The 20390-nt window shown below is 61.7% G+C and carries 20 protein-coding genes and 1 pseudogene; 8 read left to right on the top strand and 13 right to left on the bottom strand.

Annotated features, from left to right (window positions below):
* Positions 1-18: 18 nt before the first annotated feature.
* The 6 genes from rpmF to ACN19L_RS04390 all read right to left on the bottom strand — a co-directional run bounded on the left by rpmF (position 19) and on the right by ACN19L_RS04390 (position 4591).
* Positions 19-243: a 50S ribosomal protein L32 gene (rpmF, locus tag ACN19L_RS04415; protein ID WP_125419020.1), complete on the bottom strand. Its 225-nt coding sequence runs from the start codon at positions 241-243 to the stop codon at positions 19-21.
* A 55-nt stretch (positions 244-298) separates the two neighbouring features.
* Complete coding sequence (locus ACN19L_RS04410) at positions 299-850, bottom strand: YceD family protein (RefSeq protein WP_426492328.1); 552 nt, start codon at positions 848-850, stop codon at positions 299-301.
* 58 nt (positions 851-908) lie between these two features.
* Entirely contained in the window at positions 909-1277 is a 369-nt protein-coding gene (locus tag ACN19L_RS04405; RefSeq protein WP_354578974.1) for a helix-turn-helix domain-containing protein, read from the bottom strand.
* Positions 1278-1525: 248 nt separating this feature from the next.
* Positions 1526-2584 (bottom strand): 4-hydroxythreonine-4-phosphate dehydrogenase PdxA, encoded by a 1059-nt coding sequence (gene pdxA / locus ACN19L_RS04400; RefSeq protein WP_426492327.1) that lies wholly within the window; start codon positions 2582-2584, stop codon positions 1526-1528.
* 86 nt (positions 2585-2670) lie between these two features.
* Positions 2671-3009, bottom strand: coding sequence for a four helix bundle protein (locus tag ACN19L_RS04395; RefSeq protein WP_426492326.1), 339 nt, complete (start codon positions 3007-3009; stop codon positions 2671-2673).
* Positions 3010-3139: 130 nt separating this feature from the next.
* Positions 3140-4591 (bottom strand): leucyl aminopeptidase family protein, encoded by a 1452-nt coding sequence (locus tag ACN19L_RS04390; protein WP_426492325.1) that lies wholly within the window; start codon positions 4589-4591, stop codon positions 3140-3142.
* Positions 4592-4816: 225 nt separating this feature from the next.
* Here ACN19L_RS04390 and rsmA point away from each other — a divergent pair, with 225 nt between their 5' ends.
* The 4 genes from rsmA to ACN19L_RS04370 all read left to right on the top strand — a co-directional run bounded on the left by rsmA (position 4817) and on the right by ACN19L_RS04370 (position 8792).
* Positions 4817-5605, top strand: coding sequence for a 16S rRNA (adenine(1518)-N(6)/adenine(1519)-N(6))-dimethyltransferase RsmA (gene rsmA, locus ACN19L_RS04385; RefSeq protein ID WP_426492324.1), 789 nt, complete (start codon positions 4817-4819; stop codon positions 5603-5605).
* Positions 5606-6016: 411 nt separating this feature from the next.
* Positions 6017-6961, top strand: a complete 945-nt coding sequence (locus ACN19L_RS04380; protein ID WP_426492323.1) for an NAD(P)-dependent oxidoreductase — start codon at positions 6017-6019, stop codon at positions 6959-6961.
* A 293-nt stretch (positions 6962-7254) separates the two neighbouring features.
* Positions 7255-7728 (top strand): transcription elongation factor GreA, encoded by a 474-nt coding sequence (gene greA / locus ACN19L_RS04375; RefSeq protein ID WP_426492322.1) that lies wholly within the window; start codon positions 7255-7257, stop codon positions 7726-7728.
* A 158-nt stretch (positions 7729-7886) separates the two neighbouring features.
* Positions 7887-8792 (top strand): nuclease A inhibitor family protein, encoded by a 906-nt coding sequence (locus tag ACN19L_RS04370; RefSeq protein WP_426492321.1) that lies wholly within the window; start codon positions 7887-7889, stop codon positions 8790-8792.
* 118 nt (positions 8793-8910) lie between these two features.
* Here ACN19L_RS04370 and gpmA read toward each other — a convergent pair whose 3' ends face one another.
* The 5 genes from gpmA to ACN19L_RS04345 all read right to left on the bottom strand — a co-directional run bounded on the left by gpmA (position 8911) and on the right by ACN19L_RS04345 (position 14686).
* Complete coding sequence (gene gpmA, locus ACN19L_RS04365; RefSeq protein WP_426492320.1) at positions 8911-9630, bottom strand: 2,3-diphosphoglycerate-dependent phosphoglycerate mutase; 720 nt, start codon at positions 9628-9630, stop codon at positions 8911-8913.
* Positions 9631-9766: 136 nt separating this feature from the next.
* Positions 9767-10927, bottom strand: a complete 1161-nt coding sequence (locus ACN19L_RS04360) for an MFS transporter (protein WP_426492319.1) — start codon at positions 10925-10927, stop codon at positions 9767-9769.
* A 230-nt stretch (positions 10928-11157) separates the two neighbouring features.
* Positions 11158-12630 (bottom strand): DNA/RNA non-specific endonuclease, encoded by a 1473-nt coding sequence (locus tag ACN19L_RS04355; protein ID WP_426492318.1) that lies wholly within the window; start codon positions 12628-12630, stop codon positions 11158-11160.
* A gap of 130 nt (positions 12631-12760) precedes the next feature.
* The gene (locus ACN19L_RS04350; RefSeq protein ID WP_426492317.1) at positions 12761-13300 is read right to left on the bottom strand and encodes a hypothetical protein; all 540 of its coding nucleotides are present in this window, start codon (positions 13298-13300) and stop codon (positions 12761-12763) included.
* Positions 13301-13492: 192 nt separating this feature from the next.
* Complete coding sequence (locus ACN19L_RS04345) at positions 13493-14686, bottom strand: lactonase family protein (protein WP_426492316.1); 1194 nt, start codon at positions 14684-14686, stop codon at positions 13493-13495.
* Between the two features lie 215 nt (positions 14687-14901).
* On the opposite strand from ACN19L_RS04345, the gene ACN19L_RS04340 reads away from it, so the two are divergent.
* From ACN19L_RS04340 to ACN19L_RS04330, 3 genes are all read left to right on the top strand, one after another.
* A complete protein-coding gene (locus ACN19L_RS04340) occupies positions 14902-16683 on the top strand; it encodes a DUF885 domain-containing protein (RefSeq protein ID WP_426492315.1) in 1782 nt (593 codons plus the stop codon).
* Positions 16684-16811: 128 nt separating this feature from the next.
* Positions 16812-17159: a thioredoxin family protein gene (locus ACN19L_RS04335; RefSeq protein ID WP_426492314.1), complete on the top strand. Its 348-nt coding sequence runs from the start codon at positions 16812-16814 to the stop codon at positions 17157-17159.
* A gap of 75 nt (positions 17160-17234) precedes the next feature.
* Positions 17235-18020, top strand: coding sequence for a YdcF family protein (locus tag ACN19L_RS04330; RefSeq protein WP_426492313.1), 786 nt, complete (start codon positions 17235-17237; stop codon positions 18018-18020).
* Between the two features lie 21 nt (positions 18021-18041).
* Here ACN19L_RS04330 and ACN19L_RS04325 read toward each other — a convergent pair.
* Positions 18042-18862, bottom strand: a pseudogene (locus ACN19L_RS04325) (IS5 family transposase).
* Between the two features lie 172 nt (positions 18863-19034).
* Entirely contained in the window at positions 19035-19808 is a 774-nt protein-coding gene (locus ACN19L_RS04320) for an oxygenase MpaB family protein (RefSeq protein ID WP_426492312.1), read from the bottom strand.
* A 159-nt stretch (positions 19809-19967) separates the two neighbouring features.
* Here ACN19L_RS04320 and ACN19L_RS04315 point away from each other — a divergent pair, with 159 nt between their 5' ends.
* A complete protein-coding gene (locus ACN19L_RS04315) occupies positions 19968-20357 on the top strand; it encodes a DUF2809 domain-containing protein (RefSeq protein WP_426492311.1) in 390 nt (129 codons plus the stop codon).
* The last annotated feature ends 33 nt before the right edge of the window (positions 20358-20390 follow it).

Below are 20390 nucleotides of genomic sequence, written 5' to 3'. Positions count from 1 at the left end.
TAAGCAGCTAACGTGCGACTATTCTTCGTCGTTGTCGGTAGCGGCCGGTGCGGCTACGGGCGCGTAGTCTTTGATGGCTACTTTACCGTTCAGGTACAGGTCGCCGTCCACCACGTAGGCTTTATGACGCAGGTGCAGCTCGCCGGTGTTCGAGCACACGGTAACAGCTTTGGGGGTCAGTTTGTAGTGGCTACGACGCTTATCACGGGTAGCGGAGGAGGTCCGGCGCTTAGGATGTGCCATGCTTGAAAGAAATTAAGAATTAGGAATTAAGAATGATGAATTGGCTGAGAACAGCCTAATTCAGGTTTTTGAGCGCATTCCAGCGCGGGTCAATATCATCGTCGTCGTTCTGGTCATCGTCGCCTTCCTGGCGGGTGGTGAAGATGAGCTTGGCGTCGGCGTCAGGGTTTTCGTCGGGCTCGTTCTGGAAGCGCGGGTGCAACTTCTTCATGGGCAGGGCCAGCCCAATGTAGTCGAACAGGTGTTGGGCCAGCGGCAGCGTCTGCGTGTCGGGCGTGATTTGCAGCACGTTGTCATCCAGCTCCTGGTTGTGGTCGCCGAAGCGCACCAGTAGCTGTTCCTCGGCATCTACCTGCTGGTCGTACTCGTCCAGGCTCCGGTCGCAAATCTGACGCACGGTGCCGTGCAGGTCAAAATCCACGGTGATGAGGCGCTCCGTTTTAGTCAGCGTCACATCGGCGTGCACGTTGCCATCCGGAATCAGCTCCTGGTCGAACTGCTCGAAGAAGGAGCGGTCCAGGTCAAACGCAAAATGGTGCGTTTTATCGGCCAGCCGGGCAATGTTGATGTCGTATTGCGAATCCTTCTTCACGATGGTTTTTTGCAAGGGGGCAAAAGTAGTAAGTTTTGCCCGGTTCGTAAAAGCGGTGGGGAGGTGGAGCTAGCTAAGCGTTCTTGAGGATAAAATCGGAGGGAATTCCCAGACGCTCATACAGCCGTTTGGCCAGGTCCAGCGTCACGCGCCGCTTACCGCTCAGAATCTGGGAGAGGCGGCCGGCGGGCACTTCCAGCAGCTCGGCCAGCTCCTTTTGCTTGAGCCGCATCTGCTGGCGCTTCAGTTCAATCATTTCGGCCAGAGAGGTCGGCAGATTGGGAATGGGCAGCAGGCCCAGCTTGCTTTCGTAGGCATCCAGCGCCGTAATCAGCTCGCGAAATTCTGTTTCCAGCGTTGCGTTGCCCTCCACGCCCGCGGCTACCAACGCATCAAGGCGGCGCAGGGCAGTACGGTAGTCAGTCGGGGTATTCAGCGTCATCGAAACAAGTGAAAAGCAAAACGGAACCGTACCGGCTCCGCTGATTACGGCTGCAAACTTACGGCAGTATTTTAAAACCGCAAAGTAAATTTCGTTTTTGAAAAGATTATTTCGTTTCAGTAGAAAAGATGCGCGCCCGAAAATATTGGCTTCGAGCACGCGTTTTTAGGCTGCATCTGCAAAAATGCATAAAGACCGTCATGCTGAGCCCCGCGAAGCATGACGGTCTTTTTACTGCGCTACGCTCTCTAGTCGTGGCGGGCACTCCGCAGGGGCGGGCCGGGCGTAATCGGCTTGATTTCGGCCTCGCCCTTGCGGTAGCGCACCAACTGGCAGGCCAGGTACAGGGCTTCACGGAAGGAAGTGGCATCGGCCTGGAACTTGCCGGCGAGGCCGTAGGCGGTGCCGTGGTCGGGGGAGGTGCGCACCACCGGCAGACCGGCCGTGAAATTCACGCCCCGCTCAAAAGCCAGGGTTTTGAAGGGAATCAGGCCCTGGTCGTGGTAGAGCGAGAGGGTGGCATCAAATTGTCGGAACTGGCCGGTGCCGAAGTAGCCATCGGCCGGGAAGGGACCATAGGCCAAGTGACCTTCGGCTTGCAGTTGCTGCAAGACGGGCGTTACCACGGCGGCTTCCTCGGTGCCCAGCAGGCCGTTTTCGCCGGCGTGGGGGTTGAGGCCCAGTACGGCTACGCGGGGCTTGGCAATGCCGAAGTCGTTTTTGAGCGAGTTCAGCAGGATGCGCAGTTTGGCAGTCAGCAGCTCCTTGGTAAGGCGGGCGGGCACGTCTTTGAGCGGAATGTGGCCCGTAACGGTAGCCACGCGCAGGCCGGCGGCCTCGTCGGTGAGCAGCATCAGGCTTTCCTTGGCCTCGAAGAAGGTGGTCAGGAACTCGGTGTGGCCGGGGAAGCGGAAGTCGTCGGCCTGGGTGTTTTCCTTGCTGATGGGGGCCGTTACCAGCGCGTCGAGCAGGCCGGCTTTCAGGTCGCGGGCGGCGGCTTGCAGGCTCAGACGGGCGGCGGTGCCGCTGGCCTGGCTGGGCTGGCCGGGGGTGAGGTGGTAATCTTCCTCCCAGCAGGTGACGGCGTTGTGCTTGCCAGGAGCAATATCGGCGGCCTCCCGTACCTGGCGGAAGGTGAGGGGCTCATGGTCGGCGTCCTGGGGAAAGTCATCGAATAGCACAGCGGCGGTGCCATACACCACCGGCGTGCAGAACTTGAGCAGGCGCTTATCGAGGAAGGTTTTATAGATGATTTCCGGGCCAATGCCGGCCAGGTCGCCGACGGAAATACCAATGCGTGGAAGCATTTCTTAGTGCTTAGTGCTTGGTGCTTAGTGCTTAGTTTGAGGTGGAGCAGTTGGTAGTTCTTCTTTCCCTCAGCTAATGGCAGGCGCTACGCAAGCTTTTGTTTGTAATGATTGATGAAGCCGTGCAAAAGTTTTTTGCACTCAGTGAGGTTCTCCAGGGCTAGTTCTAACTGAGCTTCCGATAGAAGCAATTGGTCAAAAGCAATGTAGAACTGCGTTTCCAACTCATAGAGTGAGCCTCGGGCTATGAAGAAGAAGTGGACGGCGTCCTTAGGGTGCTGCCGACCACAGCCTTCAGCAATATTCGAAGGGACAGAAACAGCACTGCGCCGTATCTGGCTGGTAAGGCCGACTACTTCTTCTCTGGGAAAGGAACGGCTTAGGGTATATACCAGGCTGGCAAGTTGGCGGCTCTTCTGCCACATCAGCAAGTCGGTAAATGACCTCCCTTCCATGTGTTTAGTGCTTAGTTGTTAGTGCCTGGTGCTTAGCATTAAGTACGGAAATTAGTTAGCAAGTACTTGCTACTAAGCACCAGGCACTAACAACTAAGCACTAAATAATCCCCTTCAAAAACGCATATGTGGAGCGGATGGCGGTGCCGGTGCCGCCTTTGCCGCGGTAGGAATCGGGGGCGGTGAGGAAAGCGGGGCCGGCAATATCGAAGTGTACCCAGGGGTAGCCTTCGGTGAAGCGCTCCAGGAATTTGCCCGCTGAAATAGCGCCAGCTTCGGCCTTGCCCAAATTGCTGATATCGGCAATGGGGCTCTTGATGTGGTCGGCGTACTCGTCCCAGAGGGGAAATTCCACCAGTCGCTCATGGGTGGCGTTGCCGGCTTTTTTGAGGGCCAGCATGGTATCCTCGTCGGCGGTGCCCATGTACACAGTGCCCTCAATGCCGATGGCGCGTACGGCCGAGCCAGTGAGCGTGGCGTAGTCCATCACCAGCTGGGGCTCGTATTTCTTGGCAAAGGCCAAAGCGTCGGCCAGAATCAGGCGGCCTTCAGCATCGGTGTTCATCACCTCTACGGTGAGGCCGCTGTACATGGTAATTACGTCGCCGGGGGCCAGGGCGGGGCCGCCGGGGCGGTTGTCGGTGGCCGGCACCAAGCCGATGACGTGCAGGGGCACCTTGTTCTTGGCCAGAGCCGTGAGCACGCCCACTACCACGGCCGAGCCGGCCATGTCGCACTTCATCAGGTCCATGCTATTGGGCGTAGGCTTGAGGCTGAGCCCGCCGGTGTCGTACACCACGCCTTTGCCTACCAGCACAATGGGCTTGGCGTTGGTGGCACCTTCGGGCTTGTATTCCATAATGGTGAAGGTGGGCGGCTCGGGGCTGCCCTGGTTCACGGCCAGCAGCCCGCCCATGCGCAGGGCCTCAATGCGCACCAGGTCCAATACCTCCACGTGGAAGCCGGCGGCTTCGCCGGCCTGCTCAAACTGCTGGGCCAACTGGGTGGCGTTGAGGTGGGAGTAGGGCATGTTCACCAGGTCTCGGGCCAGGTACACGCCCTGCAGCACGCCATCCAGCTCCTGTACCTGCTCGGCGGAGAGGTCGGGGCCGACCAGGGTGAGCTGCTGGAGCACGGCGGGCTTCTTCGATTTCTCGTCGGTTTTGTAGCCCTCAAACTGATAGGCCGTGAGGGCCAGACCTTCGGCCAGGGCCAAAGCACCGCCAATGGCAGCGAGGTTGCAGATGTAGAGCTCCGCTACCTCATCAGCCTTGAGCTGGGCGTGCAGCTTGTGGCCGGCTTTGCGCAGGGCTTCCCGCCCGAGGTCCGCCGTTTTTTTGTCCTCGGCCACCACGTAGTAGTGGTGGTGGGTGTACTGGTTCACGCTGATGAGCTTGTCATCGGCCTGCAGGCGGGCGGCCACGTACTGGCGGGCGGCTTCGGGCAGGTCGGCGGCGGCGGTTACGGGCAGCTCTTGGGTACCGGCCGGCAGAATGAACACGGCATCAGCAATGGCGGGAAAATCGGCGGAGTAGGCGAGGGCTAGGGGCATGAGTGGAAGCAAATAAGGAGGAAACCAGGGCCCTCCTCCGGCCCGGAGCCGGAAGAAACGGCCGGGACTGGCGTATCTTTGGCCGTGAAGGTAGCCGATTTATAGAAGTGAGTACAGCGAAGCGAGAAGTTAGAGGTAGCTCTGACGGCTGTGCTTCGGGCTAGCTTCCGGCCAAGGTTCACGAAGAACCCCACTTCCTTTGCATTACTTACTTCTGCACACAGCATGGACTCCGTTAAAGCCAAAAAGCACCTCGGGCAGCATTTTCTCAACGACCCCAATATTGCCCGCAACATAGTGGAGGCTCTGCGTCTGCCCGATGGCGTGCAGGAAGTGCTGGAAATTGGCCCCGGCATGGGCGTGCTCACCCAAACCCTGCTGCAACACCCGGAGTATCGTACCTCGGTGGTGGAAATTGACCGGGAATCGGTGGAGTACCTGGGCCGGCACTACCCGGCGCTGGAAGGCCGCATCTACTCCCAGGATTTCCTGAAAATGGACCTGGGCAAGCTCTACCACGGGCAGCCGCTTACCATCATCGGCAACTTTCCCTACAACATCAGCTCCCAGATTTACTTCCAGGTGCTGGCCCACCGCCAGCAGGTGCGCGAGTGCGTGGGCATGATCCAGAAGGAAGTGGCCGACCGCCTGGCCGAAGGGCCCGGCTCCAAAACCTACGGTATCCTGAGCGTGCTGCTGCAGGCGTTTTACGGTATTGAATACTTGTTCACGGTGCCCCCGCACGTGTTCAGCCCCCCGCCCAAGGTACAGTCGGCTGTTATCCGCCTCACCCGCAACAGCACGGAAAGCCTGGCCTGCGACGAGAAGCTATTCTTCAAAGTGGTGAAGCAGGCCTTCCAGACGCGCCGCAAAACCCTGCGTAACGCCCTCAAGCCCTTCGGTATGCCGCCCGAAGCCACCACCGACCCCATTTTCGACAAGCGCGCCGAGCAGCTCAGCGTAGCCGATTTCGTGGGCCTGACCCAGCATGTGGAGAAGCACAAGGTGGATTAAAAATGCGTCGAAGCGCGAAAATTGGAATCATGGGAGTGGCTACTGTGGTCACGATAGTGGGTTGGATTTTCTGGAAGGCAACACAAACCATAGATGCAGGGGATTGGAGGCTACTGGCTAAAACCCCGAATTACTATACTAGAACTGACTACGAAGGGCACACTTCGCTAGGATATCAGAATCACTGGTGGCAAGAGCCGCAAAGCATAGTAGGTGGGTTTTATGACTTTAGGCGAATAAAGCAACAGGTAGTAGGGCACGATGCTGAACGTAATCTGTACGTGACAGCCGATCTGGCAGCCCGCAGTAGTGCAGAAGCGCGAGCATCTTTGACGTATCTGCCAGATTCAATAGGTAGTGAAGGTGCCGTACGTACCCATCATAAGTAGTCCAAACGTCTCAATCAAAATAATGTCCCTCTGCCTCGTCATCGACGAAATGCACCCCAGCCTCCCCGAGTACCTGGAGCCGCTGGGCGTGACGCTGCACTACCGCCCCGATCTGAAGGCGGCCGAAGTGCCTGCCGTGCTGGCTGCCCACCCCTACGACGGGCTCGTGGTGCGCTCCAAGCTGCGCGTGACGCGGGAACTGCTGGCCCACGGCCCGCACCTGCGCTACGTGGGCCGGGCCGGGGCCGGGGTGGATAATATTGACGAAGCGGCTCTGGCCGAAGCCGGCGTAACCCTGCTCAACGCTCCCGAAGGCAACCGGGACGCGGTAGGCGAGTATGCGGTGGGCCTGCTGCTGGCCCTGTTCCGCAATATTGCCCGCGCCGACCACGAGGTGCGGCAGGGCCAGTGGCGGCGGGAAGCCAACCGGGGCGAGGAAATCGGGGGCAAGACCATCGGGCTGCTGGGCTATGGGCACATGGGGAAGGCGTTTGCCAAACGCCTGCAGGCTTTCGACTGCACCGTGCTGGTCTACGACGAGAACCCCAACGTGGAGCCCAACCACCACGCTACGCTGGTGTCGCTGGCCGAGCTGCAGCAGCGGGCCGAGGTGCTGAGCCTGCATATTCCGTACTCGGCGGCCAATCACCACTTCGTGAGTGAGGAGCTGCTGGCGGGCTTCCGCAACCCATTGTGGCTGCTGAATACGGCCCGGGGCGAGGTGCTCGACCACGCCGCCGTGGTGCAGCGCCTGCAAACCGGCCAGCTGCGCGGGGCTGCGCTGGATGTGCTCGAAAATGAAAAGCTGACTACGCTAAGCCCCGAACAGCAGACCCGCTTCGAGCACCTGCGCACGGCTCCAAACGTGGTGCTCTCGCCGCACGTAGGCGGCTGGAGCTTCCAGAGCTACGAGCGCATCAACCGGGTGCTGGCCGAGAAGCTGCGGGAGTTTCTGGTGGGGAGATAATAGAAGCAGGACCTGTCATAGTGAGCGGAGCGAAGCACTCCGTCCTTTCCTGAGCCCGGAACGCTGGCCCATGCAAAGCCCTTGATACCACGCTGGCGTCAGGAATTTTGAGCGTTGCTCAGGGCTTGGTACTGCAACAAGGAAGGATTACTTCGCTCCACTCGTCATGGCAGCCCTTCACCACCCATAGCCTCTTTCCCCAACATTTCGTATATTTGCCTAAACCTGTTCCGGGGAGAACGGCCAGCCGTGCTGGCCGTTCTCCTTGTTTTTTGAGCTTACATCACCCCACCATGGCTACCATCAACTATTATACTCCCGAAGGTCTTCAGAAGCTGAAAGATGAGCTCCAGGACCTCAAAATCCGCGGCCGGGCCAAGGCGGCCGACGACCTGCGTGAGGCCCGTGACAAAGGCGACCTAAGCGAAAACGCCGAGTACGACGCGGCCAAAGAAGCGCAGGGCCTGCTGGAGCTGAAGATTGCTAAGCTGGAAGAAGTGGTTGGCAATGCCCGCCTGCTCGATGAGAGTAACCTGGACCTGACCAAAGTGCTCATCATGAGCAAGGTGAAGCTGAAAAACCTGAAAAATAACATGGTGCTCGACTACACGCTGGTAGCCGAGGAAGAAGCCAACCTGGCCGCCGGCAAAATCTCCGTGAAGTCGCCCATCGGCAAAGGCCTGCTGGGTAAGTCGGCCGGCGATACTGCCGAAATTACGGTGCCGGCCGGCAAGCTGCAGTTCCAGATTCTGGAAATCAGCCGCTAGCGGTGAATTTATGAAGCTGTGAGTTGGTGAATTTCACCGACTACGCAAAAGGGCGAAGCCACTGGCTTCGCCCTTTTGCGTTTTGCCCCGTACTTTGGCGGAACCCTGCCCGTAGTTGTTCACAACCTCACTATTTCACAACTTCACCATCTCCCCGCATGCCTTCCATTTTCTCCCGCATCGTATCCGGCGAGCTACCCGCGTTCAAGGTGGCTGAGGACGAGCACCACCTGGCTTTTCTGGACATCACACCTTTGGTAGAAGGCCACACGCTGGTTATTCCCAAGCGCGAAGTCGATTACATTTTTGATATGCCCCCGGCCGAGCTGGCAGCCCTGCACCTGTTTGCCCAGCGCGTGGCCAAGGGCGTGAAGGCCGCCGTGCCCTGCAAGCGGGTGGGCGTGGCCGTCATCGGGCTGGAAGTGCCGCACGCCCACATTCATCTGATTCCGATGAACCAGGTATCGGATATGAACTTCGCCAACCCCAAAATCAAGGTGCCGGACCAGCGCCAGAATCAGCTGGCCGCTGCTATTGGGGCGCAGGTGCCGGCCCAGGTAGCCGGTATTGCCGCCGCCCCCGCCGACCCGCGCGACACCAAAGGTGGCCGCGAAACCGTGGAGGAATCGGAGCCCCAGGCCAAGCAGAGCGCGCCCGCTGCTGCTGCCTCCAACGACCCGGCTCTGGCCCAACTGCGCGAGATGACCAAGGGCCTCGTGTACATGAGTGAGGGCGACGCTCCGTTGGAGCCGGTGAGTTTCGACACTCCCAAAGAAGGCCTTACCGAGGCTGCCCTGGCCCAACTGGCCGGCCTGCCCGCCGATACGAAAGTGGAAAAGCAGGAGCTGACCTACTTCCTGCGCAACCACACCGCCGACGATGGCGTGCTGGGCAACCCCGAGCTGGCCAACCGCTTCAAGGCCCTGCAGATGTACCTGAAACAGGAGCTGAGCGGCACGCAGGTGTACCGTTTCGGCACGGGCCCGCAGGTTCCAGTGCTGGTGCTGGGCGAAGCAGAAGGCGGCAAGCTGCAAGGCTTCAAAACGGTGCTGACAGAAACCTAAGCCAAAAACACCCCATTGTAGTTGTACCCCGAAGCTGTGCTCTGGCCTCGCGCATGGAAGGTAATTACCCTCTGACGCAGGCCGGAGCACAGTTCCGGGGTACTCGTTTTACTGCCACTTAGTCCTGCTTGGAAGCAGGCTGGGTAGGCGGCTCCAGGTAATACTGGTTGAGGCGGTTAAAATGGTTGTCCAGCTCCAGCACTAGCGGGGTGCCGGTGGGAATGTCCAGCTCGGCTACTTCGGCATCCGAAAGGTGGTCGATATACTGCACCAAGGCCCGCAGACTGTTGCCGTGGGCGCACACCAGCACTTGCTGGTGGCTGCGCAGGGCCGGCCCAATGGTTTCCGTCCAGAAGGGCAGAGCCCGGAATATGGTCTGGCTGAGGTTTTCGGTGAGGGGCAGCTCCCGGGCCGTCAGGTGGCGGTAGCGGGCATCGTGGCCGGGGTAGCGCGGGTCGTCGGGGGTGATGGCGGGGGGCAGCTCGTGCGGGTCGCGGCGCCAGCGCTGCACCTGTTCGGTCCCGTACTGGGCGATGGTATCGGCTTTGTTAAGGCCCTGCAGAGCCCCATAAAACCGCTCGTTCAGCCGCCACGATTTCTGCACCGGAATCCAGAGCAAATCCATAGCCTCCAAAGCCAGGTGCATGGTTTTAATGGACCGCTTCAGTACCGAGGTAAAGCCAACATCAAACGTGTAGCCGTGCTGGCGCAGTACGTCGCCGGCGTGCCAGGCCTGCCGCAATCCTTCCTCCGACAAATCCACGTCGGTCCAGCCCGTAAAGCGGTTTTCCTGGTTCCAGACACTCTCGCCGTGGCGAAGCAGCACAAGTTTCAGCATGAAGCGTATCGTCAGAATACAACGATAAGCACAACGGCTGCCCGTGGGCCGGGGTTACTCCGCCGGGCGGGGCATCAGCCCCCTGGGGCTGAACAGCACCGGGAAACGATACCGCCACGCATCCGAGAGAAGGATACTACTCCTCCACGCGCCGGGCCAGCAGGGCTACTACCAGTCCCATCACGGCAATAAGCGCAAATGAAACGCGTAAGCTGGTAGCCCCGGCTACCAGCCCGATAACCGGTGGACCCAGCAGGAACCCGGCAAACCCCACCGTGGATACAGCCGCCAGCGCCACGCCCGCCGACATGGTTTTGGACCGCCCGGCGGCTCCGTACACCAGCGGCACTACCGACGAAACGCCCAAGCCCACCAGCATAAACCCGATGGTAGCCGTAACAAAGCCGGGAAACGCCACGGCCAGCAGCAGACCAGCCGCTTCCAAAAAACCGCTCAGCATGAGCGTGCGGGTGCGCCCGAACCGGTCCGTAAACCAGTCGGCAATGAAGCGGCCGGCGGCCATAGTGCTCATGAAGGCGGCAAAGCCCACGCCTACCTGCGCCGTGGGGGCCTGCACCACTTTGCGGAAATACACCCCGCTCCAATCGAACATCGTGCCCTCACAGAGCAGGGAGCAGAACGCCAACACCCCCAGCAGCAGCAACGATTTATCGGGCAGTACGAAGATGGGGGCGTCGGCTTCGCGGGGCGCATCCTGGGGTAGCAGGAACGGCCGGGCCACCAGCAGCCCCAGCAGCACAATGCCGGACATCAGCAGGAAGTGGGGCAGCAGCGCCACGTGGTGGGCAATCATGAATGCTCCGATAGCCGAACCGGCAAAACCGGCCAGACTCCAGACCCCGTGAAACTTGGCCATGATTGAGCGCCCGTACAGGCCCTCCACGCCCACGGCCTGCGTGTTCACGCTGATGTTGGCCATGTTGCTGGCTACCCCAAACAGCACCAGCGCCGCCAGCAACTGCGGCACCGAGGCCGCCAGGGCCAGCAGCGGCAAACCCAGCGCGTAGAGCATCACGCCCAGCACGGCCATCAGCCGGCTCCCGAAGCGGGCCACCAGCCAGCCCGTGAGCGGCAGCGAAGTCACCAGCCCCAGCGGCACGGCCAGCAGCACGCCCCCCAACTCCGTGTCGGTGAGGCCCATTTGCTGCTGCACCGTGGGAATGCGGGCTGCCCAGGTGGAAAAGCACAGGCCCTGTAGCAGGAAAGTGCTGCCCACCGCCAGCCGGTAGGTGTGGCGGGGGCGCAAGGCGGGTGAGGAAATTGATTGAGTCAGCATGTGGCAAGCGGCCGGAGGCCCAAAAAAACGCCCATTCCACCCCCAAGGGAAGGGCAGAATGGGCGGGGAAGTCTCAAGGAAAAAACGATGAGGCGGTGGGACGCATCAGGGCAAAGGTACGCGCCCGAAACCGGAATAGTTCATTAATCTATGTAGGAACGTGGATTGGCCGTCCAGTTCCTGCATTCACCGTTCTGGTTTAATCCGGGCGTACTCCCACCTACAGATGGCTACCGAGTGGGGGCGGTATCTACCTGGGCCTCCAGCCGGTCCTGAGCGGCGAGGGGGAGCTTGCTGAGCAAATCCAGGCCGGTAGCGGCTTCAATGGCGTCGATGCTGGTGCGGTACTGGCTCCAGTCGGGGCTGACGGTTTGCTCATTGGGGGTATCCACGGCCAGCAGGCGGGCCTGGCCGGCGGCAACGCGCTGGATGTCGTTGGAGCCCTCGGGCAGAATTACCAGCACCTTCCAGACGCGGGCCGGCACGGTTACGTGACCATTGTCGATGGTAGTTTTGAAGCCGGCTGAACCGGTGCCGCCCTTACCGTAGCTGCCCATGATGATGTATACCTCCTGACCCCGCTGTACCTGCCCGCGCGTCCATTCCTCCAGGCTGCTCCAGGTGCGCTGGTTATTGTTGCCGGCCTGCGGAATCATGTTGGTCATCAGGAAAGTAGCCGAGTTATCGTCCAGCTCCCGGGTACGGTCAGCACTGGGGCAGTTGTGGCCCTTGTCGAAGCCGGAGCCGGAGTAGGAGTTGCGCGTGACCTGATAAAACTCCCGGGGCAGGGCCGGGTCGGGCCGGAAATCATCCTGGCGCGGGGCTGAGCCCATATCCGTGCGCGAGAGGTGCCAGCTCACCCAGGTGGGCGTACCACGCAGGGCGTTGTAGCCAATAGTGAACTGCGGCTTCACCAGCAGGTAGTTGGTAGGCATACTCACGTTGGCCGTGGCTCCGCTGGGGTTGCCCAGGCCCATATTGTCGTTGTCGGTGGAGGGGGCCTGATTAGGAACTTGGGAGGTGGAGGGCGTAGGTGCCGGGGCGGAAGGACGCGTAGTGGGGGCCGTTGCTACCGGGGCCGATTTGCCGCCTGGCATGGGCACACCGCTGGCCGTTTCCAGCTCAATGTCATCAATATTCAGTCGGCCGGAGCCGCCGTCCGTCTTGCGGATTTCCAGCCGCAGCGGGCCGGGGGTAGTGCCCTGGAAGGTAGTGGTGAGCAGGCGCGGGCCCTTGGCCTGCACCGGGTTGCCAATGCGCCGGAATGTGCGGCCCCCATCCACGCTGCCCCACAGTTCCCAGGTGCTGGCCGCGTCCTGCCCGTACGCGGCTGCGCTGATGCGAATGGTGCGCACCCCGCTGGGCGCGTCGAAGTTCATGCGCAGCCGGCCCCGGGCGCGCAGGCGGGCGGCGTGCTCCCCGCGCTTGTGGTCCTGGTCGGAGGAGCCGATGAGGGCCTCGGTGAAATGCCAGGAGCCGGAGCCCAGCTGCTCGTCGCCTTCGGAGTAGGCACCTTTGCCGCCCTGCTCAAATGTTTCGGGAAAGCGGCCGGAGACCTGCGTAACCGAGCTTTCCACCGGAATAGCCGGTGGCGCATCGGCGGGCGGCGCGGTCCGGGTGGTTTCGGGCGGGTTGGAGGAGCAGGCTGCCGCCGAAAGGCTGAGCAACAGGCCAGGAAGCAGGAGTGGGGAGAAGCGGCGCATAGCGGAAAGCAAAAATCTATCCGGCGAATGTAGCGTGAAGCGTTGGCTTGACGAAGTGCAGCCGGTGGCCCGTGGCGGCTGGTTAATGGCCGCACGAACTTTGTAGTGCCTGCCATGCACAACAAGCCGCTTACTTCTGTTTGATTTTGAGCTTGGTAGTGCCCCTGGGGGCTTTGGCCTGCTGCATCTGCGCGGTGAGGGGCAAACTGCTCATGGCCAGAATAATCTGGTCGTTGGGGAGGGAGGCGCAGGATAAGGCGGCCAAGCTGCCGTGCCATTTGTAGCTGAAGCCGTCCGGGCGGCCGGGGCCATAAAGAGCCTCGAACATGGGCAGCACTTTCTGCGCATTTTCGGGGCCGCGCACGATGATGGTGACAGTGGCAAACTGGCCCTTGTAGAACTTGTAGTGGATGCGGGCGGCCGAAAACTGCCCCACACGCAGGTCTTCGTCTTCCCGCTCGTAAATCTTCTCGTCGCCTTTGTCCTGCAATAGTTTCAGGTGCAGGCTTTCCGTGAGCGGGGAGCCGAAGCGCAGGCCCCGGAAGCCGTTGCTTTCATCAAGGCCGCGGACGGAGCCCTGCTGGGCGCGCAACGCCAGAGGCAGCACCAGAAACAGCACTGGCAGCAGGTGCCGGGCTTTCACTTGAAACAGGGGTAGAAGGAGGCGCATACGCAGAATCAGGCGGGCGACGGACCCGCTTGGCGCTAACGTGAGGGCCCGCAAAAACGTGTCCGGAAAGCCGCGGTTTTTGCGGGAAATAGCGCCGGCCACGTCATCAGACAACAGGGGCCTACAAGAACGCCATTCCTCGGCTTCGCTCGGAATGATGGGCCAATGGAATGACGGGCTGGGTTACCGGGCTTACTCCCGGCCGGCCAGGAAATCGGGATACACCTGGAGGCAGACGGGGGAAGGCAATTCCACGCTGGTGCCGGTGGGGGTGAGGCGGCCGGTGCGGGCGTCGGCGCGGTAGCTCACGATGGTGTTGCTTTGCTGATGGGCTACCAGTACCACCCGGCCGCTGGGGTCGAAGGTGAAGCTGCGCGGGGTTTTGCCGGGAAGCTTCACGTGCTCGACCAAAGTGAGGCGGCCGGTGGCTTCATCAAGGGCAAACACTACCAGGCTGTCGTGGCCCCGGTTGGAGCCCACTACAAAGCGGCCGTTGGGCGACACGTGTACATCGGCGCAGGCGTTCCAGCCGGTAAAATCGGGCGGGAGACAGGGAACGGTCTGGATTTCGCGAAGGGTACCCTGGCGGGCATCGTAGGCCAGGGCGGTAAGGGTGGAGTCCAGCTCGTTGATGAGGAAGGCCAACGGGCGGCTGGGGTGGAAGGTGAGGATGCGCGGCCCGGCTCCCGGCTTGGCCTGGAAGGCGGGCGCGGCCTGGCGCACCAGTTGGCCAGTGGAGCTGAGGGTGTAGCCGTACACGGTATCATTGCCCAGATCCACGGCGAAAAAGAACTTGCCGGCGGGGTCCGGCAGGATGCAGTGGGCGCGGGCGTTGCTTTGGTTTTTGTGGGGGCCGTGGCCGGTGTGCTGGTCCACGGAGGCGGCGGGCTGGAGCTGGCCCTCGGTGGTGAGGGGCAAAGCGGCCACGGTGCCGGTGCCGTAGTTGGCCACGAAGGCATGGCGGCCGGCTTTGTCGAGGCTGATGTAGCAGGGAATAGTGCCGCCCGAGGCCTGCTGGTTGAGCAGGGTAAGGCCGCCGGTGCCGGGGTCAATAGCAAAGGCGCTGACGCCGCCGTTGGGCGTGTTCTGGTAGTTATCTACCTCATTCACGGCGTAGAGGCGGCGGTGGCGAGCATCTACGGTAAGGAAGGAGGGGGCGGCTCCGCCCCGGGCCCCGGCCACGCGGGTAAGCGCGCCAGTAGTGGGGTTGAGCCGGTAAAGCCAGATGTTGTCCTGCTCCGCGGGGCCGTAGCTGCCCACGTACACGAGGTACGCGTCGGCGGCGGAACCAGCGCCGGCCCGCAGGCAGGCGGGCAGCAGGGCGGTGCCGGCTGCGCTTAAGCTAAGGGTGTATAGAAAGCGGCGGCGGGAAACAGAATGCGACATGGGAGAGCAGATGCAGGTGGAGCAGCGCCAAATGTAGCGCGTAGCCGGGAAGTAGCACGTGGTTGTGCTTGGGGTAACGTGCAACTCCGCTTCGCGCTACTTCAGATACTCGCCTGCAACTCGTGCGCGAAGCGGAGCTGCGCGCTACCGGCCGCAACGTCGGGTAGCAACCCGCGTCCTTTCGGCGCTACCTTGCGCTGTAAACTCCACTGTACATGCCCCACCGTTACTTCTCTCACACGCTGCCCCTGGCCGGCCTGCTGGCGCTGGCGGCCTGCAACTCCGGCAGCAAGCCCACCTCCGGCACGCCCGAAACCGTGAATGCCGACTTCGACCGGTACAAGCAGCGCTTCATCGACTCGCTGTGGTACTACAACCCCGAGTGGGCCAGCGGGGCCGGTTACCACCGCTACGATTCGCTGCTGGTGGTGCCCACCGCCAGCCGCCGTCAGACGGAAGCCGCCGCCCTGGCCCGTCGGCGGGAGGAAATGAAAACGTTTAAGCTCGAAGACCTGTCGGTGAATAACCAGACGGATTTCCGGCTGATGCAGAACTACCTGGAATCGGCCCGCTTCTACGCCGATACCCTGCGCGACTGGCAGTGGAACCCGGCCAATTACAACCTGGGCGGTTCGGTGGCGGAAATCCTGAACGGCCGCTACTGGCCCCTCGACCGTCGCCTGCGCGCCATCAGCCTCAAGCTCAGCCACGCCACCGACTACTACGAAGCCGCCAAGGAAAACATCCGGCAGCCCACCCGCGAGCATACCGACCTGGCCATCCGCCAGAACCAGGGCGGGCTGGAGGTGTTCGGGAAGGCGCTGGAGGATTCGGTGGCGAAGTCGGGGCTGTCGGAGCGGGAAAAGCAGGATCTGCTGGCCCGCGTGGCCACTACCCGCCTGAGCATGGAAGGCTACGTGCGCTTCCTGCAGCAGGAGGTGCTGCCGGCCGGGCAGTTCCGCTCGTTCCGCATCGGCAAAGACCTGTTCGCCCGCAAGTTCGCGCTGGATATCCAGTCCACGTACTCCGCCGACGAGGTGTACCGCAAGGCCCTGCAACACAAGCAGGAGCTGCTGCGCGACATGAAAAAGCGGGCCGCGCGGCTGTACCCGAAGTATTTCCCCGGCCAGCCCCAGCCCGCCGATTCACTGGCGGCGGTGCAGCAGGTAATCAGCCGTCTTTCGCAGCAGCACGCCACGCCCGCGGGCTTCGTGCAGGCCGTGAAGGACCAGATGCCCACGCTGGTAAAGTGGGTGGATGACCACCAGCTGCTCACCCAGGACCCCACCAAGCCGCTCGTAGTGCGCGAAACGCCGCTGTACATGCGCGGCAGCGGCGCCGGTGCCAGCATCTCGGCCCCCGGCCCCTACGACAAGGCTGCCAACACCTACTACAACGTGGAGCCCCTCACCGGCCAGCCCGCCGACCGGGCCGAGAGCTACCTGCGCGAATACAACCAGTACACCCTGCAAATCCTCAACATCCACGAGGCCATTCCGGGCCACTACACCCAGCTGGTGTACGCCAACCGCAGCCCCTCGCTCATCAAATCCATCTTCGGCAACGGGGCCATGATTGAGGGCTGGGCCGTGTACACGGAGCGCATGATGCTGGAGAGCGGCTACGGCGGCAACACCGACGAAATCTGGCTGATGTGGGACAAGTGGAACATGCGCGTGACCCTCAACGCCATCCTCGACCACGAGGTGCAGGCTGGCTCCATCACCGAAGCCCAGGCCGTGGCCATGCTTCGCCGCGACGGGTTTCAGGAAGAAGCCGAGGCCCGCAATAAGTGGCTACGCGCCACGCTCAGCCAGGTACAGCTCAGCAGCTATTTCACCGGCTCCACCGAAATCTACGACCTGCGGGAAGAGCTAAAGCGGCAGCAGGGCCAGCAGTTCAACCTGAAGGCCTTCCACGAGCAATTTCTGAGCTACGGCAGCGCCCCCGTGAAATACATCCGGCAGATGATGCTGGCCGGCAACAAGCAGAACTGATTGCCCGTTTCAGGACAAGAAAAAAACCGTTCCGGAAAGGAATTTTCCGGGGCGGTTTTTTTGTCTGCTGAGGAAATTTTGTCCTTCCGGCCTGCCCCGGAGCCGCGCCTCACCAACCAGTCAGCTGCATGAAAGTACTAGATACCAATGATGAGGGCCTACGCACCCTTATTCACGACTACCCGCGGGTAATTGCCAAGTTCACCTCCGAAAACTGCGCCGTGTGCAGCCTGCTGGCCCCGCCTTTTGAGAAGATGTCGACGGATGAGCGGTTCCGGAACACCGCTTTTCTGCGGCTGGATGCCGACGAAAACCCGGTGGCCCGCAAGATGATGGATACCAAGGTAGCCCCGTTCTTCGTGTCGTACTGCCGGGGTGTGCTTATGGAGTGCGATACGCTGCGGGCCGAGGAGGAAGTGCTGGAAATGCTGCAAAACCTGCAGCGCTGCACCGATGTGGCCCCGCAGTCGGCCTAATATCGTCCGTCGGTAATTGGCAAGGCATCCTGGCCGCGAAGCACTGGCAGCATTTCCTGCCGTAGCTTCGCGGCCATGTTCTTTATCCTGTCCAAGCTCCTCGATTTTGTGTTGTCGCCGGCCGTGTGGCTGGTAGGGCTGGTGCTGCTGGCGGCGCTGGGCCGCCCCGCCCGCTGGCGCAAGCACCTGCTGTGGGCCGCAGCCATCGGGCTGCTTATCTTCACCAACCCCGCTCTGGTGAACGAAGCCTTGCTGGCCTGGGAGAAACCGCCCGTCACGCTGCGTCAGCTGGGCCGCCACGATGCGGGCATTTTACTCACCGGCATTACGGAGGGCCAAAAAACACCCCACGACCGGGTATATGTGGGCCCGGGAGCCGACCGGCTGCTGCACACGCTGTGGCTGTACCGGGCTGGGCGTATCCGGCGCATCATCATTTCGGGCGGCTCCGGCGCGTTAATTCAACCCAAAACAAATGGGGAGGAGCCACGCACCGAAGCCGAGGAGCTGCAGGTACTGCTGCGTCTGGCCGGCGTGCCGAAGCAGGATATTCTGCTGGAAACCCGTAGCCGCAACACCCGCGAAAATGCGCTGTTCACCAAGCAGCTATTGGCCCAGCACCCCGAAATCAACTCCACGGTGCTCATTACGTCGGCCTTCCACCAGCGCCGGGCCATCGGGTGCTTTGCCAAAGTAGGGCTGCACCCCGCACCTTTTCCGGCCGGTTTCTACTCATCTGACCACAAACCCACCCTCACGTACTGGCTGCTCCCCGGCGACCAGCCGCTGGCCCTCTGGAGCATTCTTCTCCATGAAATGGCCGGCTACGCAGTGTACCGGCTGCTGGGCTACGCCAGCTAAAGTTATACGGGTTGGCCAAAGCTAGGCTGTGTCTGAAAAGTGGTGTTGCAAAATGCGCCGAATACAGGCCAACAAGGCCATGTTGAGGAAGTGTGCATCATGTTTGTCGTAGCGAGTAGCCACGCGGCGGTGCTCCTTGAGCGAACCGAAAAAGCGCTCTACGACGTTGCGGCAGGCATACCGTTGCGGCTCGATGCGCGGCGGGCGGCCGCGTCGGCGGCAGTGCTGGCCTGCGGCAGGCCGGCGCCGCGGAATGACCGCGCGAATGCGGCGCCGGCGCAGCCAGCGGCGGATGTGCTGTGCGTCGTAGCCGCGGTCGGCAATGAGCTGACGCGGTCGGCGGCGGGCGCGTACCTGCTCGCACAAGGGCTCGAACTGCGGCGCGTCGTGGCGCTGCCCGGCCGAGAGCTGCAGGGCCAGTGGCGTGCCCGCTCCGTCGCAGACCACGTGCAGCTTCGTGGTCAGACCACCGCGGCTGCGCCCGAGGCACTGGGCTTTTTTTTCGCCCCGCCGGCCGCGCTTTTCGTGGCGCGCACCGTGGTCGAGTCCACCAGCCACGTGTCCAGGTCGAGCAGCCCATCTTGGTCCAGGCGTAAGCGCAAGGCGGCCAGCACCCGCTCGAAGGTGCCGTCCGAGGACCAGCGCCGGAACCGCTCGTAAGCCGTTTGCCACGGGCCGTAGCGCGCCGGCAAGTCCCGCCACGCCGCACCCGTGCACAGGATCCACAACAACGCGTTCCACAGCGGCCGGTCGTCGCGCCGCGGCCGGCCCGTGCGCTGCGGTGGCAACTCGGCTGCCACCACGACCCACTGCGCATCCGTTAACTCGTATCGTGCTGCCATACTCTAAGTTAAGCAACACCACTTTTCAGACACAGCCTAGTTCCCCTCCTTGGAAAGGAGGGGTTAGGGGTAGTTGATGAACGTCAGGACGACTATTGTAGCTGGATGATGTTCAATAGTTGTCAACCACCCCTAACCCCTCCTCATCTGAGGAGGGGAACTAGCTCTAACTCTAGCTTGCAACTTGGTTCATTACATCCAGGGAAGCAATCTGGGCGCGGTATTCCAGGGGCAGCAAGCTGGTTTTGGCCCACTGGCTGAGGCGGAGGTGGCGGGTAGCGCGGTAGAACGGTACTACCGGCCCCAGCCAGGAGCGGCGGCCAATGGCCAGCAGCCGGCTCACTCCAGCAGGCACCACCAGCCGCTGTCCCTGCAGGAGCAGCTGATACCGCACCGGACCCAAATGGCGGCGGTACTGGCGGTATAAATCGGTGGTACAGGCGCTGTGCTCCAGGTCCTGCTCCAGGTGCCGTTGCCGGTCCGGGAGCCAGGCCGCGTAGGTGGCGGGAATGTCCGGGACGCCCATGCGGCGGCCCACTCGCCCAAACACGTCGAACACTTCAGCCCGTTCGGCCTCCGTGAGGGGCCGTTCCAGCAGCTCAAAGGCCCGGATGGAATAATCTATGAGCATGTACAGCACGTCCCGGTAGGCCCAGGCCGGAATCGGTTGGCCGCGTTGGGCTTCCACGGCACCGTGAATGGCGGCAATGGTATCAATAGCCTGCTCGGCCCCGGCGCGGTCGGCAAACACAATGCGGCGCGCGTATTCCACCGTCGAGAACAAGCGGCCCAGCGGATCGGCGGGCAGGCGGCCGGTGAAGTACAGCCAATCCACCGCCTTGTTCACCGCAAATTCGGCCGCGGCCCCGGCAAATATGAACAGGACAGTATCGGCCTTACCCCAAATGGTGCGGACCACCGAATCCTGCGCAACAAAATATTCCATACGGCTCGGTAACACTCCCGTTTCGTGAAAAAGCTCAGTGGGTAGTGCTATTGTGTACAATGTTATTTCAAATAACTTTGAATTACAAAGTTAATTTTTGCGCCCAATTCGTCATTACCTGTATGCTGCTCAGAAGTGGTGCTGTAACCTCTGCCTGTAATGCCCATTCGTAGCCGGGCACAGTATGGCCTGAGGGCATTGTTAACCGTGTTGCTGGGTTTGGCTTCGCGCCGGTTCGGCGCGGACCTACCCGGCTGGGTAATGCTGTATGCCGGCGACGCGCTCTGGGCCTTGCTGGTGTTCTGGCTGTTACGTGGGGCCCAGCCCCGGTGGACGCTCATGCGGGCTGCCACTTTGGCCGTTGGCATTGCCTATGCCGTGGAAGTCAGCCAACGCTACCACGCGCCCTGGCTGGATGCCCTGCGTGGTACCACGTTAGGTGGGCTGGTACTGGGGCATGGTTTTCTGTGGAGCGACTTGCTCTGTTACACCTTTGGAATTGCGTTAGGAGCAGGGCTGGAATGGATGCGGCAGCGCGGTGCAGTGTAGGTAGAAGACAAGCCAACCCTAAACCCCAAACAG

The organism is Hymenobacter sp. 102, from assembly GCF_049949205.1.
In the GTDB taxonomy this organism is placed as follows: domain Bacteria; phylum Bacteroidota; class Bacteroidia; order Cytophagales; family Hymenobacteraceae; genus Hymenobacter.
The sequence above is the reverse complement of the archived record's forward strand: the minus strand, read 5'-3'. Positions and strand labels throughout refer to the sequence as shown.

Bases quoted from the DNA above. Each gene is read 5' to 3' on its own strand.
- ACN19L_RS04335 (WP_426492314.1), top strand. From the start codon at position 16,812: ATGAAAGTACTAGATACCAATGATGAGGGCCTACGCACCCTTATTCAC.
- ACN19L_RS04340 (WP_426492315.1), top strand. From the start codon at position 14,902: ATGCCCCACCGTTACTTCTCTCACACGCTGCCCCTGGCCGGCCTGCTG.
- rpmF (WP_125419020.1), bottom strand. From the start codon at position 243: ATGGCACATCCTAAGCGCCGGACCTCCTCCGCTACCCGTGATAAGCGT.
- ACN19L_RS04320 (WP_426492312.1), bottom strand. From the start codon at position 19,808: ATGGAATATTTTGTTGCGCAGGATTCGGTGGTCCGCACCATTTGGGGT.
- ACN19L_RS04370 (WP_426492321.1), top strand. From the start codon at position 7,887: ATGCCTTCCATTTTCTCCCGCATCGTATCCGGCGAGCTACCCGCGTTC.
- ACN19L_RS04330 (WP_426492313.1), top strand. From the start codon at position 17,235: ATGTTCTTTATCCTGTCCAAGCTCCTCGATTTTGTGTTGTCGCCGGCC.
- gpmA (WP_426492320.1), bottom strand. From the start codon at position 9,630: ATGCTGAAACTTGTGCTGCTTCGCCACGGCGAGAGTGTCTGGAACCAG.
- ACN19L_RS04380 (WP_426492323.1), top strand. From the start codon at position 6,017: ATGTCCCTCTGCCTCGTCATCGACGAAATGCACCCCAGCCTCCCCGAG.
- ACN19L_RS04395 (WP_426492326.1), bottom strand. From the start codon at position 3,009: ATGTGGCAGAAGAGCCGCCAACTTGCCAGCCTGGTATATACCCTAAGC.
- ACN19L_RS04405 (WP_354578974.1), bottom strand. From the start codon at position 1,277: ATGACGCTGAATACCCCGACTGACTACCGTACTGCCCTGCGCCGCCTT.
- greA (WP_426492322.1), top strand. From the start codon at position 7,255: ATGGCTACCATCAACTATTATACTCCCGAAGGTCTTCAGAAGCTGAAA.
- pdxA (WP_426492327.1), bottom strand. From the start codon at position 2,584: ATGCTTCCACGCATTGGTATTTCCGTCGGCGACCTGGCCGGCATTGGC.
- ACN19L_RS04390 (WP_426492325.1), bottom strand. From the start codon at position 4,591: ATGCCCCTAGCCCTCGCCTACTCCGCCGATTTTCCCGCCATTGCTGAT.
- ACN19L_RS04360 (WP_426492319.1), bottom strand. From the start codon at position 10,927: ATGCTGACTCAATCAATTTCCTCACCCGCCTTGCGCCCCCGCCACACC.
- ACN19L_RS04315 (WP_426492311.1), top strand. From the start codon at position 19,968: ATGCCCATTCGTAGCCGGGCACAGTATGGCCTGAGGGCATTGTTAACC.
- ACN19L_RS04355 (WP_426492318.1), bottom strand. From the start codon at position 12,630: ATGCGCCGCTTCTCCCCACTCCTGCTTCCTGGCCTGTTGCTCAGCCTT.
- ACN19L_RS04345 (WP_426492316.1), bottom strand. From the start codon at position 14,686: ATGTCGCATTCTGTTTCCCGCCGCCGCTTTCTATACACCCTTAGCTTA.
- ACN19L_RS04350 (WP_426492317.1), bottom strand. From the start codon at position 13,300: ATGCGCCTCCTTCTACCCCTGTTTCAAGTGAAAGCCCGGCACCTGCTG.
- rsmA (WP_426492324.1), top strand. From the start codon at position 4,817: ATGGACTCCGTTAAAGCCAAAAAGCACCTCGGGCAGCATTTTCTCAAC.